Here is a 14554-nt window from a genome sequence, read left to right as displayed (position 1 = left end):
TGCTTGACTAAATACCTTATGGGGTATATCATAGCAATATAAATAAATGATGGGAGGTAAAAATAGTGGAATATGATCAACAAGTTCGAAACAGACTGAAACGCATCGATGGACAGATTCAAGGAATTTTACGCATGATGGATGAAGGTAAAGACTGTAAACAAGTCATTACACAATTATCTGCTGCTCGTTCAGCAATCGATCGTACAATTGGCTTAGTCGTTAGTACGAATTTAGTACACTGTATCCAAGGCGAAGGGAATACAGACGATAAAACACACGAAGAGCTTATTCAAGAAGCTGTGAATCTTCTTGTGAAAAGTCGCTAAAAAGAAGTCGTTTCGTACTTCTTTTTACTATTTTTAATACCCCCGTAAGTATAAAAGAGGAGCATATAGAATGAAAACTATTACAACAACAGAAGTACAAGAAAAGTTAGCAGCAGGTGAACAACTACATTTAATCGATGTACGCGAAGTAGAAGAAGTAGAAGCAGGGAAAATTCCAGGGATTATTCATATTCCATTAGGTTTATTAGAATTTAGAATGCATGAATTAGATAAAAATACACCATATATTATGGTATGTCGCTCAGGTGGACGCTCAGGTCAAGCGACACAATTTTTAGAGCAACAAGGTTACGATGTAACGAATATGAATGGCGGTATGATGATGTGGGGCGGAGAAGTAGAATAATCAATACTCAATCTGGAAGAATCACACGATGTTGTGGTTCTTCTTTTTTGCAAAGTAACAATAAATGGAGGCTGTTTGTCCTAAAAGAAATCAGGGTAAATTCTAGTAATATCAAAAAATTCATGTTTTATTAATTAGGAGGATGAGCATGCGTAAAAAAGTAAATCCCTTTACACATCTCTGGTTTCATCCAGTTGATACGGTGAAAAGCGTATTGATGGAACGCAGTTTTTGGGGTATATTCTTTCTTGCTTTCTTAGGTGCATGGGCAACAAGTTTATTTGGAACAATGGATCAAAAGAATATGGTGACAAGTTCAGGTGACTTACCAAACTCTTTCATTATTATATTCGCTGGAGCAGTCGGTGCCATTTTTGCTTTAATTGTGGGTAGTATTTTTACAGCATTCTTTTATTGGTTAGCGGGTAAAATTTTAAAGGGAACAGGTAGTTTTGTAGCTTTGTATAAAGGTTCGATGTTCCTAACATTCCCTCACTTTTTACTTTTCCCATTTGTAATTATTTATTTAATTGCATATCCGGCTAATTTTTATAATACGGATTTAGATCAGACAGCTGGATCAGTTACGTTAGCAATTATCGTGGTTATTTTAGCGGTTATTTGTTCTATCTATACGTTCATTGTAGGGATTGTTATGTTATCGGAAGTACATCAATTCTCCAAATGGAAAGCGTTCTTTACGATGATTTTATCAGTGGTTGTCATTTCTGCTATTATATTTGCTTGTGTAGGAATCTTTTTAGGTCTTACACAACTATAGAATTTAAGCAGATTGAAACATAAGTATACAAAATATGATCCCACATGAGCATAAGAAAAACTGGAATCGCGTTGTGACGCAGTTCCAGTTTTTTTAACCTGTTTTTTTATTTATACATCCATCCAATTACTGTAGTAACCATGTTTACCGAAATCAACAAGTACATCTTCGTCAGCAGTAGGAGCAACACCATTCCAATGCGATGTGCTAAGGAGTTTCCCTTCATCATCATGGATTTTAATATGTTGGCGATTTAGTTCCACATTTTCTTCTGCGTATGACTTAGCTTCTCCAATATCTTCAAACAAACCTTCAAAAGCATTGCCTAATCCAAAGTTAATTGAGTAGTAGCGTCCCATAAATTATCTTCCTTTCAATTAAATAGATTTATTTTACTTCAATATGCCACTTATATTCTTTTTTGTCATTTATATAGGCTGGTTTATAAATAAGCTCATATTCTCCAGCACCTTCAACGAGAGTATAAAATATTTTGTGTAAATAGAAAATTCCATGTAAAAAGGAAGACCCTTTCTTGGTAGAATTAAGTCACCACAACCAATCCTAGAAAAGAGGTCTTCCCTATGAATCAGTTTACAACAGAAATTGTCGATGCACTAGTCAAAAAACAAGATATTACCGAGGTTTTTCGTTCGCACTTGGAAATGGCGATCAACTCGCTACTGGCGACAGAGCTGACGGAATTTTTGGATTATGAAAAATACGATCGTATCGGGTTCAACTCAGGCAATTCTCGCAATGGGTCTTATTCGCGTACACTTCACACGGAGTACGGCGATTTAACGCTTCAAATCCCGCGTGATCGCAACGGTGAGTTCAAGCAACAGACAGTGGCACCGTATAAGCGCTCGAACGATACGCTGGAAGAAACCGTGATTCACCTGTTCAAAAAAGGAATTACGATGGCGGAAATTGCGCAATTAATCGAGAAAATGTATGGGCATCACTATACGCCTCAAACGATTTCGAATATGACAAAGGCTGTTTCAGAAACGGTAGAAGCCTTTAATAACCGTCCGTTGCACAATCGTTACGTAGTCGTGTATTTAGACGCGACCTATATTGCCGTGCGTCGTGATACGGTGTCAAAAGAGGCGGTCTATATTGCGGTCGGCATTCGTGAAGACGGCTCGAAAGAAGTGCTTGGTTATACGATTGCCCCAACGGAATCTGCTTACAACTGGCAGGAGCTATTAGAAGAGCTGACGGACCGTGGTGTAAAAGACGTGCTGTTATTCGTATCAGACGGCTTAAAAGGCATGGCAGACGCTGTGTTCAACGTGTTTCCAAAGGCAAAATATCAGGTGTGCCTTGTCCATGTGGCGCGCAATATCATGCATAAAGTACGCGTAGAAGATCGCAAGGAAGTATGCGAGGATTTTAAAACGATTCACCAAGCAAAGGACGCCGAAGCAGCGAAAGAAGCGCTCGAGACGTTCTGCGAAAAATGGGGCAAATCGTATATAAAGGTCGCACAAGGCGTACGAGAAAACCCGTATTTACTGACGTTTTACAGCTTTCCAAAGGCGATTTGGCGAAGTATCTACTCGACGAATTTAATCGAGTCGTTTAATAAACAAATCAAGAAATACACGAAGCGCAAGGAACAGTTCCCGAGTGAAGAATCGTTGGAACGCTTTTTAGTGACGCAGTTCGAGGACTATAATCAACGTTTCGCCACACGCTGCCACATTGGCTTCAATCAGGCCCGTGCGGAGCTAGAAGAGATGTTTGAGCAGCTGCACGAACCGGCAAACTAAACCGGAACGCGCCAGCGCGAAATTTGAGTGTGTAGGAAAGGGCTAGCCCTTTCCTACACACTCAAATCAACACTTCGAACAAGTACAATTGAATACACAGGTGATGAGCTACCTTGAATGGGTGAATGGTCATTTACACAAAATTATTGACAGTACCCCTTCAACATCATATTGTAATACACCTTTAACTGTTTTGTTTCTATCTAAATTACCATCTAGATGATTCGTTTCACCGAAGTAACTTTCTTGTTTCTTACCGTTTTTATAAAGTGTAAATTCTGTAGAAGCAAGTAGTACTTTTTTGTTTGATTCATTTTTTGCAGTTACATCTAGTGTAAGAGCCTTGCCTTTAGGCTTTATATTTTTTTCACCATCCGATAATTTTGCAGATGTAATGGTGAAATCAACACGATCAATTTTCACCGTATGTCCTATTTCATATTTTGTACCATTTTTCGATGTATCAGTTGTTGATGAACTTTCTGCTTTTTCGCCATTTTTTTCTTCTGTTGCATTACCGCAAGCGCTTAATAAAAAAAGTGCAACCAATGGTAAAGCAACTAATGACTTACGCATAGTAAACCCTCCCGAAATAGAATTTAGACTGTTCTTTGTTTATTTGCCCTTTTTTAGTAGGATTTAATCTTTTTAAGTGAAAGGTGAGGTATGGAAAGAGAAAATATGTTTATCGATGAATGAAAATAAGTGTATTTTTGTTATAAATTATGTATTTAAACAACAAAAAAACCTTTGAAAACAACGTTTTCAAAGGTTTTTGAATCAAAAAGATTAACGAGAGTAGAACTCTACGATGTAAGCTTCGTTGATTTCAGCTGATAATTCAGAGCGCTCTGGTAGGCGAGTGAAAGTACCAACTTTGTTGTCAGCATCGAAAGTTAAGTATTCTGGAACGAATGCGTTAGCTTCGATTGCTTCGTTTACAGCAGTAAGGTTAAGAGATTTTTCACGAAGAGAAATAACTTGACCTGGTTTTACGCTGTATGATGGGATATCAACGCGTTTACCATCAACTGTTACGTGACCGTGGTTTACTAATTGACGAGCGCCGCGACGAGTGCGAGCTAAGCCAAGACGGTAAACTAGGTTGTCTAAGCGAGTTTCAAGAAGGATCATGAAGTTTTCACCATGTACACCATTCATTTTACCAGCTTTAACGAATAAGTTGTGGAATTGACGTTCAGTCATACCGTACATATGACGAAGTTTTTGTTTTTCTTGTAATTGTAGACCATACTCAGATAATTTTTTACGTTGAGTTGGACCGTGTTGACCTGGAGCGTATGGACGCTTTTCGATTTCTTTACCAGTACCGCTTAAAGAAATGCCTAAACGACGAGATAGTTTCCAAGATGGACCTGTATAACGAGACATTTAAAGTCCCTCCTATGATTTTTATTTGGCATAAAACAAAAATCAGCTGTATTTAGCAAAGCAGTTATTCTATATTCAAGTAGTTTCGTTCATGCAGCCTAAGAATTACTCCTACTCCGTCTAGCAGAACTAGAGGAACAGAATAAACGACAATACCATACAACCGCTGCGTTTATTTTACACAAATTCTATTGTATAGCGTATAGATTGGTATGTCAAGAAAATGAAAAAAATAACGGACAAATTAATTAATAAAAATAGTTTTTTTGAACTTGGTTAAATAGAAGTAGTATAAAAGAACCTATTTGTGTATAATACAGTTAAGAATCTTGTGTCTATTAAACGAAAATAGGTGATTACATTTGCGAGATCAACATATTATGGATGCAATTAAAGGGCATATATTGGACTTATGGATTGAAATTCATCGCGATGGATTTAATACCTTCTCATATTATAGTTATTTAAATGAATTATTGTATCAACAATTCCAATTAAAAAATGTAGAGTACTATTTTATAGAAGAAAAACAACTACGAAAGCTAAGACATCATCAACAAGATTTTCAATCTCATCATATCGCTTTAGATTGTATTCTCACACACATACAAAATAATTCAATTCATCATCTTGTATCAAGCGTACAAATACATCATCCAGAAGTGAATGATGCTTTAATCATTCGACAAAAAGGCGATGTAGAAGGAGTGTTGTTTTTTACTTCTTCACCTAAATGGGAAGAATTCAAACAAAGTGATTACTTTGCGGAATTAATGGAGTCATTTTATGAGTCTGCACGTACAATTAAGCAACAATATCAAAATCGTGCAGAAAATCGTTTGAATAAAGAATTGTTGAAAATGACAGAATTATTCCACTCAACAATGAATGTTGAGCATATTATAGATGCGCTTTTACAAGAATTAGAAAGTAAGTTTCCTCAATATGAACATCAATTGATTTTATCAAATGATCAAGAACATCAACTACCTAAAAATGTATCGGTATATGACTATATTAATGAAAGACCTGCGACAACGGAATCGTTTGTATCGGGTCATTTGGTGCATGAAAATTTTGAAGAACATGGATTAACATCTTTATGTGCTCCAATCAAGGGTCGTCAAGGAACATACGGTGTAATCCGCATTGAAAAGCATGAGAAATACCAATTCACAGAATATGATGAACGAAAACTAAGTTTTTTAGGCGATACATCAGGTAAAGCGTTAGAAAATGCAAAGTTATATGGGCAATCGCATCGACTTGTCAGCGATTTACAGTTTATTAATGAGTCATTTCATGATTTGAATATGAACTTATCACAAAAAGAAATGCTTGAATATTTGTCGAAACAAATTTCAAAAGCATTTAAACCTTCTGAATTGGCAGTTGTTTTTATGAACCAACGATTAGAGATGGAGACAGGAACAACACCTTATTTTTACTCAAATGAATCAGCTGTTTATTTGGAGTATATTGGTGAGCACTTTTCAAGAACGAATGAGCCACTGTTTGTTGCGGATTTTCAAGAATTAATTGATTTAGAAATACCATACGCATCATTGATGGCTGTACCTATCATTATTCGAGAGAAAGTGCATGGCTTTGTGTTATTAGTACATGAAGAAGCTTATTACTTCTCCTTTGATAGTTATAAATTGATTCAATCGATTATTCGTCACTCTTCTTTGGCAATTTCAAATGTTATTTTACGTGAACAGCTACAGGAGATGGTAAACCGCGATAATTTAACCAAACTTTTTGCGCGCCATTATCTAGATAGCTTTGTTGAGAAGGCGATGCACATCGATAGACAAGGTGTTTTTGTATTATTTGACATTGATGACTTCAAACAAGTAAATGATAAATTCGGTCATCATCAAGGAGACCGTGTTTTAGAGCATGTAGCAAAAATTATTCAAGAAGAAGTAGGGGAGTGTGGAATTGGAGCGCGTTGGGGCGGGGAAGAACTAGCTGTTTATCTACCGAATAATCAGTTGCTGAATAGTCAACAAATCGTAGCGCGTATTTCACAACGTATTGCCACCGAGACAGTTCCTAAAGTAACAGTTTCTGCAGGAATTTCTTATTGGAATCATCACCGAAAGCATGTAACATATCAAAGTCTATTTAAAGAAGCGGATGCAGCGTTATATTTTGCAAAAGGTAATGGGAAAAATCAAGCTCAAATATACACGAAAAAGATGGAAATTAAAGAGAGTCTTTAATAGATAAAAAGAATTGAAAAAAGAGAAGTCCCATTATTTTTAAAGGGATTTCTCTTTTTGTGTTTGCTTATACTAAGAATTTTTGAAGTGTTTCGACAAATAGCTCAATACCTTCTTGGTCTTCTTCTGAGAAGCGATTTTTGATTGGGCTATCAATGTCAAGTACGCCGTATAGTTCTCCGTTGATTACAATTGGTACGACAATTTCAGAATTGGATGCAGCATCACAAGCGATGTGTCCTGGAAAAGCATGCACGTCTTCTACACGATATGTTTTTAATTCGCTTGCAGCTGTACCGCAAACACCACGACCAAGAGTGATGTGTACACAAGCTGGTAAGCCTTGGAATGGACCTAATAATAATTCGTCATTTTTATATAAATAAAAACCACACCAGTTAATTGTATCAAGCGCTTGGTTTAATAAAGCTGATGCATTACTTAAAATAGCGATGTGATCTGTTTCGCCTTCTGTTAATGCTGCTAGTTGTTTTGATAACATAACATATTTTTCTTTTGATGAACCTTCAATATTTTGTGGTGTAAACATATAAAGCCACTTCCTTTTCTATAAATACGGTTGTAATTCCTCAAAGAACTGGTCAAAGTCTTTTGCTTGATGAGCATCTGAACCAAAAACGAGAGGAATTTGTAATTGTTTTGCGTGTTCGATATAACGAATAGGTGGGTAAGATTCTAAACAAAATTTCTTAGCATATCCCGCACTATTTACGTCAAGCTCATAGTTATGATGCTTGATGGATTGTAAAACATGTTCAATCTGTTCGTGATCGTCAATCGTTTCTTGATGAGCATGTTGAAATTTATGGATGAGTGTTGGATGTCCAATTCTCTTTGGTTTAAAAGTCCCTAAATCGGCTTCAATCGACTGCTGAACTGTATCATAATACATATGATATAATCGTTCAACTGAGCCGACTTTTTGAACGGTATCCATAAAAACACTATCTGAGTAATCAATACAAACATACTCTCCGTTAATTTTTAAAAAATGAACAGATAAAATAGCGTCGTCTATTACAGGACCATATGTATGTAACCATTGTTTTGTTTCTTCTTCATATCCCATTATATAATCAACTTCAAAACCAATGCGGATTTTTATGTTGTTCGCATATTGAACTTGTAAGTTTTGCAATGTTTTAATATACGTATCTACATCTTTTGGTTGCATACCACTATCTTGTAAAGGTGTTGGATCTACAAAATTTGTTGGTAAAGGAGCATGTTCTGTAAAAGTAATATCTTCAAAACCTGCTTGAATTGCCTGTTCAATATATTGCTCGAAAGAATCTTTCGTGCCATGTGGGCAGAAAGGTGTATGAATATGTCCGTTTCTTTTCATGAGAAAACCTCCTAATGGCTTAAAAAAAGTACAAAAAATTGAAAAAAACACAAAATCGCATACAAATGGTGAACAAAAAGAAATGAAACATGGTAATATTAAAATAATATAAGTAGGCAGAAAACCTGATAGAAGAGATAGGGGGCATATGATGTACAATTATATCATTCCAATTGTCATCGTACTATTGATTTTTGTGGTCGTACTTTTTGTGTACCGCAAAAAACATCATACTGAGATTAGTAGATTGGATCAAAAAAGGTTAGACCTTCAAAACAAACCAGTTTTAGAGGAATTATCGAAAGTGAAAAAGTTAAATATGAGTGGTCAGGCAGAAGAAATGTTTGAGAGATGGCGCAATAAATGGACTGACATGATGGATGATGACTTAGTTCAAATTGAACAACAACTAATCCAAGCAGAAGAAACTGTAGATAAGTTCCAATTTAAAAAAGCTACACAAATTGAAGAAGAAGTGGAACAGCGCATTGATGCTTGTGATGGTGAGCTCGAAAACATTCTAACAGAACTAAATGATTTAATTGAAAGCGAAAAGAAAAGTCGTGTGGAAATCGAAAATTTAAAATTAGATTATCGTACATCACGCAAGACTTTACTCGCACATCAATATTCATTTGGGGAAGCGGGTAATCTACTTGAAAGTCGTTTAGCTGTATTCCCAGAAAAATTTGAAGCTTATGAGCGACTAACAGCAGAAGGTAACTATTTAGAAGCGAAAGAAATTGTGAAAGAGTTGGATCATGAAGGTAAAGAAATTCTACGCTTAATTACGGAGATTCCAACATTGTTGACAGATGTGCAACATAAGATACCAAATGATTTATCCGACTTACGTAATGGTTATCGTTCGATGGAACAGCAATCATTCTTCCTCTTACACTTAGAGTTGCCAGAAAAATTGGATGCAATTGAAGCGCAATTACCTATATTAAAAGAGCAGTTGGTGCAGTTAGAAACTGAAGTTGCAATTGAACAAGTAGAACAAATGAAAAAAGATATTGATGCCTATTATGAAGCACTTGAAAATGAAGTCCATGCAAAACAATTTGTGGATTCTAATTTTACAAAGTTAGGTACACGTTTAGAAGATTTACTTTTAGCTGTAGATGAAATGCAGTATGAAGCAGAAGTTGTTCAAAAAAGTTATCATTTAACAACACAGGAACTTGCAATGCCTCGTCAATGCCGTTCAGCTTTAAATACGTATAAGCAACGATACGATTTATTATGTGTAGAAGTAAAAGAAGAACAATCTGCTTACTCTATTCTAAAAGAAGAATTAGAAGATTTAGATAAGCTTGTTGAAATTAAGAAAAAAGAGATTGAAGAATTTTCTAAAAAATTAGTAGACTTACGTGTTCATGAAAATGAAGGACGCGAACAGCTAGAATCATTTGAACAACGACTTCGTTTACTAGAACGTAGAATTCAAAAAGCGAATATGCCAGGTATTCCAGATGAGATTATTGCTCGCTTTAAAGAAGCTGATCAGCAATTAGATGTTGTGAAGCAAGAATTATTAGAAGTACCGATTAATGTAGGTGTGATTGCCGCAAACTTAAAAAAATCAAATGAATTAATTACTGAAGCAGAAGGTGTAATTGAAGAAATGTTAAGTAATGTTCAGTTGATTGAATTATTGATTCAATATGGTAATCGTTACCGTACTTCAAAACCTGGTATGGATGAAAAATTAACAGAAGCAGAACTAGCTTTTACTAATTTACGTTATACGAAAGCTTTAGAAGTGGTTGCGACGGCAGTAGAAGCAGCTGAACCGGGTGCTTTAAAACGAATCGAAGGTTTAGCGAAACAAACGGTGACACGCGTTTAATACACATTTAATTAGAGGTTGGAGCAAATGTCTGCTCTAGCCTCTTTTATATTGCAAGAAAAGGTGTAAGACATCTGTTATTCTTTTTGATATAATAATTGAATATGTACGATAGAAGGAAGGGTCAATATGATTTATTTAGACAACAGTGCAACGACGAAGCCAGATGAACAAGTTATGCGCGCGTTTATTCAAGCGAATGAACGTTTTTACGCAAATCCAGCTTCATTGCATGAAATGGGTGTCGAAACAAATAAATTATTAAGTCGTTCTCGCCAACAAGTAGCCGATGTTTTTGGCACAACAGCTGAACAAGTTGTATTTACTTCAGGTGGTTCAGAATCGAATAATTTTATTATAAAAGGCATTGCACGAGCAAATACACATCGAGGGAAGCATATTCTAGTTTCAGCGATTGAGCATGCGTCGGTATTAGAAAGTGTACGTGCTTTAGAACAAGAAGGATTTACAGTTGATTATGTGGACGTCACAACAACAGGTATTGTCGACTTAGAAGATTTACAGCGAAAATTACAAAAAGATACGGTACTTGTGAGTGTCATGCATGTGAATAATGAAGTGGGTGCGATTCAACCGATTGAACAAATTGCACAAATTGTTCATCGAGAAAGTCGTGCTTTTTTCCATGTAGATGCGGTGCAAAGTTTTGGTAAGTTACCAATCCGTTTTGCAAGTGAAGCAGGGCCAGATGCGATTACAATTTCCGGTCATAAACTACACGCACTAAAAGGAACAGGTGTAGCAGTTTTTCGTAAACAAATGACACTTGAACCACTTATTCATGGTGGTGGTCAAGAGATGGGATTGCGCAGCGGTACAGTAGCGGTTCCTCAGTATGTGGCATTATCAAAAGCGATTCGTTTAGCTGCTGAACAGCAACAAGTGAATGCGAAGAAATATAGCATGTGGCGCAATGAGCTACATGAATTTTTACAGCAATTTGAAGCAATTCGTGTACTATCAACGAATCATGGTGCACCTCATATTGTTAGTTATGCAGTTTCAGGTATCAAAGGTGAAGTGATGATTAATGCGATGCAAGCACATAATGTCATTATTTCTACTTCAAGTGCTTGTCATTCAAAAGATACAAAGGTTAGTCATGTTGTATCTGCGATGAATGTACCACATGAATATGCACGTGGTGTTGTGCGTATTAGCTTTGGGATGTTTAATACAGATGAGGAAATTCAGCAAGTAAAAGACATTATAGAACGCGTGATTCAGCAAGTTAAGGGAGAGGTCAAAAAGTATGAAATGGCATGAAATTTTAATTCGTTACGGTGAAATTTCAACAAAAGGAAAGAACCGTAAACAATTCATTAGTCGTCTACGTGAAAATCTACGTTTTGTTTTTCAAGATGTAACAGATTTACGTATTCGTTCAGAGCATGATCGTATGTATTTAAGAAGTAGTCATGAACATGAGATGGCAATTTTATTAGAACGTTTACCACGTGTTTTCGGCATACAATCATTTAGTCCAGTAGCAGAATGTAAAACCGATTTAGAAGAAATGAAAGCACTCGCTGTAAAGATTGTTGAAGGAATCGATTACAAAGGTAAAACATTCAAAGTGAATGTACGTCGTGCTTATAAAAAATTTGAATTAGACACATATGAATTAAATCGTGATTTAGCAGGGCATGTGTTAACGACACTGCCAGGCATGACGGTTCAAATGAAAAATCCAGAAATTGAATTAGTTGTGGAAGTACGTGAAAATGGCACATATATGATGGTGGAGAAAATTCCAGGTGCTACAGGTTTGCCAGTTGGTTCAAATGGTAAAGCACTTCTATTATTATCAGGTGGGATTGATAGCCCCGTAGCAGCGTACTTCATTATGAAGCGTGGTGTGCGAATTGAAGCGATTCACTTCTTTAGTCCGCCATTCACAAGTGACCAATCACTTGAAAAAGTTAAAGATCTTTGTCAACAAATCAGTCAATTTGGTGGTAAAGTTCGTCTACACATTATTCCATTTACAGAAATTCAGCAAACAATTCAACAAAATGTACCGGAGAATGTAACGATGACTTCAACGCGCCGTATGATGATGAAAATTTCTGATTTAGTTCGTAAAGAAATTGACGCAAAAGTCTTAGTGACAGGGGAGAATTTAGGACAGGTAGCGAGTCAAACATTAGAGAGTTTAGCAGCTATTAATGATGTAACAACAACGCCTATTTTACGTCCGCTAATCACATACGATAAGCTTGAAATTATTGATATCGCACAAAAAATTGGTACGTATGAAACATCGATTCGTCCATATGAGGATTGCTGTACGGTATTTACACCAGCAAGTCCAAAAACTAAACCCAAGATTGACAAAATGAATTATTATGAAAGCTTTACAGATTTCGATGAAATGATTGAACGCGCGATACAAAATCGCGAAATTCATGACTTCCCACGTAAAAAAGAAGTAGATGCGTTTGACGATTTACTTTAAATAAAAAGCGAAAAATCCGTATAATTTTTTATGCGGATTTTTTTGTACTGAAAAATTTTTTAGTTAAGTAAATAAATTGTTTTTAATTGTTTATTTATTGATGAATACATCAGAATTCAAGAATCTAAAGTTACATGAAATAACTACTTTGAGTGTTTAATGCTCGTCTTTTGAAAAATTTTGTTGAAAAACACATTTTTCTCTATAGTTTATAATGGTATTTTACTTTTTTAATATGTTATAATTTTGGGAATTATTAGGTAATTGAAAATATTTTTCTTTTGATATTAAGACCTAGTAATAATAATAAGTTATAGTAATAGGTTGTGCAATCGGGAGTGCTTAGTTATAATAATTAAGCAGAAATCTTAAATTTAGGGGGAGTTCGTTATGAACAGAGAGGATTTATTAGCACCAGAACATTATAACTTGGTATCAGAGTTTGAACAGTTCGCAACAGGTGAAGGTGCCATAGCAGTCAAATATGAAGACGTAGAAGGACAACACAAAGAAATCACATACGATGCTCTCATTCAACAAGCGAATCAAATGGCCAATGTGTTTCAAGCACATGGACTAAAAAAAGGAGACGTTATGATTGTCATGGTTCCACGTTTAATTGAAGCATATGTTACGTATATTGCTGCGATTAAATCCGGAATTATTGTGATTCCAAGTTCTGAAATGCTACGTACAAAAGATATTGAATACCGTATTGAACACAGTTCAGCAAAAGCGATTGTGTCATACGAACCATATATTGATCAATTCGATCAAGTACGCAATTTAGAAGGTGTAAAACAATTTGTAATTGGTCATGCACATACACCGTGGGTTCCTTTATTAGAAGAAGTAAAGGAAGCTTCTACATCATTTGAAATGTGCGATACGTTAAGTACGGATACAGCATTCCTATCTTATACAAGCGGCACGACGGGTAATCCAAAAGCAGCTGTTCACACACATGCATGGGCTTATGCGCATTTACGCACAGCTGCTTCTCACTGGTTAGGAATTCAAAAAGGTGATTTAGTTTGGGCAACGGCAAGTCCAGGATGGCAAAAATGGATTTGGAGTCCATTCTTATCTGTATTAGGTAGCGGAGCAACAGGCTTTGTTTATAACAGTCGTTTTGATGCACAAACATATCTGTCACTTATTCAAGAACATAAAATTAATGTATTGTGCTGTACACCGACTGAGTATCGTGTTATGGCGAAAGTTGAAAATTTAGCCGACTTTGATTTAAGTAGCTTACACAGTGCAGTATCTGCTGGTGAACCATTAAATGTTGAGGTTATTAATAAATTCCAACAGACATTTGACTTACAAGTACGCGATGGTTATGGTCAAACTGAAAACACATTACTAATCGGTACAATGAAGGGCATGGAAGCAAAAGCTGGTTCGATGGGTAAACCAACACCAGGAAACATGGTAGTAGTGGTCGATGAGAACGGTGAACCATGTGCGCCAAATACAGTAGGAGATATCGCCATCCATAAAACAACACCTGCATTATTCAAAGAATATTATCGCGATCCTGAGCGTACACAAGGTCAATTTAGAGGCGATTACTACATTACAGGTGACCAAGCTAAAGTAGACGAAGATGGTTACTTCTGGTTTGAAGGGCGTAGCGATGATATTATTATCAGTTCTGGCTATACAATTGGGCCATTCGAAGTAGAGGATGCACTTGTGAAACACCCTGATGTACAAGAATGTGCAGTAGTTGGAAGTCCAGATGAAATTCGTGGAACGATTGTTAAAGCATATATCATCTTACAAAACAAAGAACGCGCTAACGAAGAAGGATTTATTAAAGAGCTACAAAGCTTTGCAAAAGAAGCAACAGCTCCTTATAAATATCCACGCGCAATTGAATTCGTTGATGAATTACCAAAAACAGCTTCAGGTAAAATTCGCCGTGTAGAATTGCGCGAACGCGAAATGAAAAAAACAGTGTAATG

14 protein-coding genes are annotated in these 14554 nt (G+C 36.1%); 9 read left to right on the top strand and 5 right to left on the bottom strand.

From position 1 onward, the window contains the following. Positions 1 to 65: 65 nt before the first annotated feature. From QN089_RS10630 to QN089_RS10620, 3 genes are all read left to right on the top strand, one after another. Entirely contained in the window at positions 66 to 329 is a 264-nt protein-coding gene (locus tag QN089_RS10630; protein WP_068451854.1) for a metal-sensitive transcriptional regulator, read from the top strand. A gap of 70 nt (positions 330 to 399) precedes the next feature. Continuing rightward, a complete protein-coding gene (locus QN089_RS10625; protein WP_285215284.1) occupies positions 400 to 696 on the top strand; it encodes a rhodanese-like domain-containing protein in 297 nt (98 codons plus the stop codon). 148 nt (positions 697 to 844) lie between these two features. Continuing rightward, positions 845 to 1477 carry a YIP1 family protein gene (locus QN089_RS10620; RefSeq protein WP_068451861.1) on the top strand — a complete coding sequence of 211 codons (633 nt, stop codon included), beginning with the start codon at positions 845 to 847 and terminating at the stop codon, positions 1475 to 1477. 110 nt (positions 1478 to 1587) lie between these two features. Here QN089_RS10620 and QN089_RS10615 read toward each other — a convergent pair whose 3' ends face one another. After that, complete coding sequence (locus QN089_RS10615; RefSeq protein WP_087680409.1) at positions 1588 to 1836, bottom strand: hypothetical protein; 249 nt, start codon at positions 1834 to 1836, stop codon at positions 1588 to 1590. 225 nt (positions 1837 to 2061) lie between these two features. Here QN089_RS10615 and QN089_RS10610 point away from each other — a divergent pair, with 225 nt between their 5' ends. Then, positions 2062 to 3258 carry an IS256 family transposase gene (locus QN089_RS10610; protein ID WP_285215039.1) on the top strand — a complete coding sequence of 399 codons (1197 nt, stop codon included), beginning with the start codon at positions 2062 to 2064 and terminating at the stop codon, positions 3256 to 3258. A 129-nt stretch (positions 3259 to 3387) separates the two neighbouring features. Here the strand turns inward: QN089_RS10610 and QN089_RS10605 are convergent, their stop codons facing one another. After that, positions 3388 to 3834 carry a DUF4352 domain-containing protein gene (locus tag QN089_RS10605; protein ID WP_285215283.1) on the bottom strand — a complete coding sequence of 149 codons (447 nt, stop codon included), beginning with the start codon at positions 3832 to 3834 and terminating at the stop codon, positions 3388 to 3390. A gap of 213 nt (positions 3835 to 4047) precedes the next feature. Beyond that, a complete protein-coding gene (gene rpsD / locus QN089_RS10600; RefSeq protein ID WP_068451873.1) occupies positions 4048 to 4650 on the bottom strand; it encodes a 30S ribosomal protein S4 in 603 nt (200 codons plus the stop codon). A 362-nt stretch (positions 4651 to 5012) separates the two neighbouring features. Between rpsD and QN089_RS10595 the strand changes: the two genes are divergently transcribed. Then, positions 5013 to 6881, top strand: coding sequence for a sensor domain-containing diguanylate cyclase (locus QN089_RS10595; RefSeq protein WP_285215282.1), 1869 nt, complete (start codon positions 5013 to 5015; stop codon positions 6879 to 6881). 67 nt (positions 6882 to 6948) lie between these two features. Here QN089_RS10595 and QN089_RS10590 read toward each other — a convergent pair whose 3' ends face one another. Beyond that, positions 6949 to 7431 (bottom strand): GAF domain-containing protein, encoded by a 483-nt coding sequence (locus tag QN089_RS10590; RefSeq protein WP_068451877.1) that lies wholly within the window; start codon positions 7429 to 7431, stop codon positions 6949 to 6951. 18 nt (positions 7432 to 7449) lie between these two features. After that, positions 7450 to 8247, bottom strand: coding sequence for a histidinol-phosphatase HisJ (gene hisJ, locus QN089_RS10585; protein ID WP_285215281.1), 798 nt, complete (start codon positions 8245 to 8247; stop codon positions 7450 to 7452). Between the two features lie 151 nt (positions 8248 to 8398). On the opposite strand from hisJ, the gene QN089_RS10580 reads away from it, so the two are divergent. The 4 genes from QN089_RS10580 to mbcS all read left to right on the top strand — a co-directional run bounded on the left by QN089_RS10580 (position 8399) and on the right by mbcS (position 14552). Further along, positions 8399 to 10102, top strand: a complete 1704-nt coding sequence (locus QN089_RS10580) for a septation ring formation regulator EzrA (RefSeq protein ID WP_068451883.1) — start codon at positions 8399 to 8401, stop codon at positions 10100 to 10102. A 129-nt stretch (positions 10103 to 10231) separates the two neighbouring features. After that, a complete protein-coding gene (locus QN089_RS10575) occupies positions 10232 to 11389 on the top strand; it encodes a cysteine desulfurase family protein (RefSeq protein WP_285215280.1) in 1158 nt (385 codons plus the stop codon). After that, positions 11376 to 12581 (top strand): tRNA uracil 4-sulfurtransferase ThiI, encoded by a 1206-nt coding sequence (gene thiI, locus QN089_RS10570; RefSeq protein WP_068451887.1) that lies wholly within the window; start codon positions 11376 to 11378, stop codon positions 12579 to 12581. Before QN089_RS10575 ends, thiI begins: the two co-directional genes overlap by 14 nt. Positions 12582 to 12971: 390 nt before the next feature. Beyond that, entirely contained in the window at positions 12972 to 14552 is a 1581-nt protein-coding gene (gene mbcS / locus QN089_RS10565) for an acyl-CoA synthetase MbcS (RefSeq protein ID WP_285215279.1), read from the top strand. Positions 14553 to 14554: the final 2 nt, after the last annotated feature.

The sequence above is a fragment of the Kurthia sp. YJT4 genome, from assembly GCF_030219945.1.
Taxonomy (GTDB): domain Bacteria; phylum Bacillota; class Bacilli; order Bacillales_A; family Planococcaceae; genus Kurthia; species Kurthia gibsonii.
The sequence above is the reverse complement of the archived record's forward strand: the minus strand, read 5'-3'. Positions and strand labels throughout refer to the sequence as shown.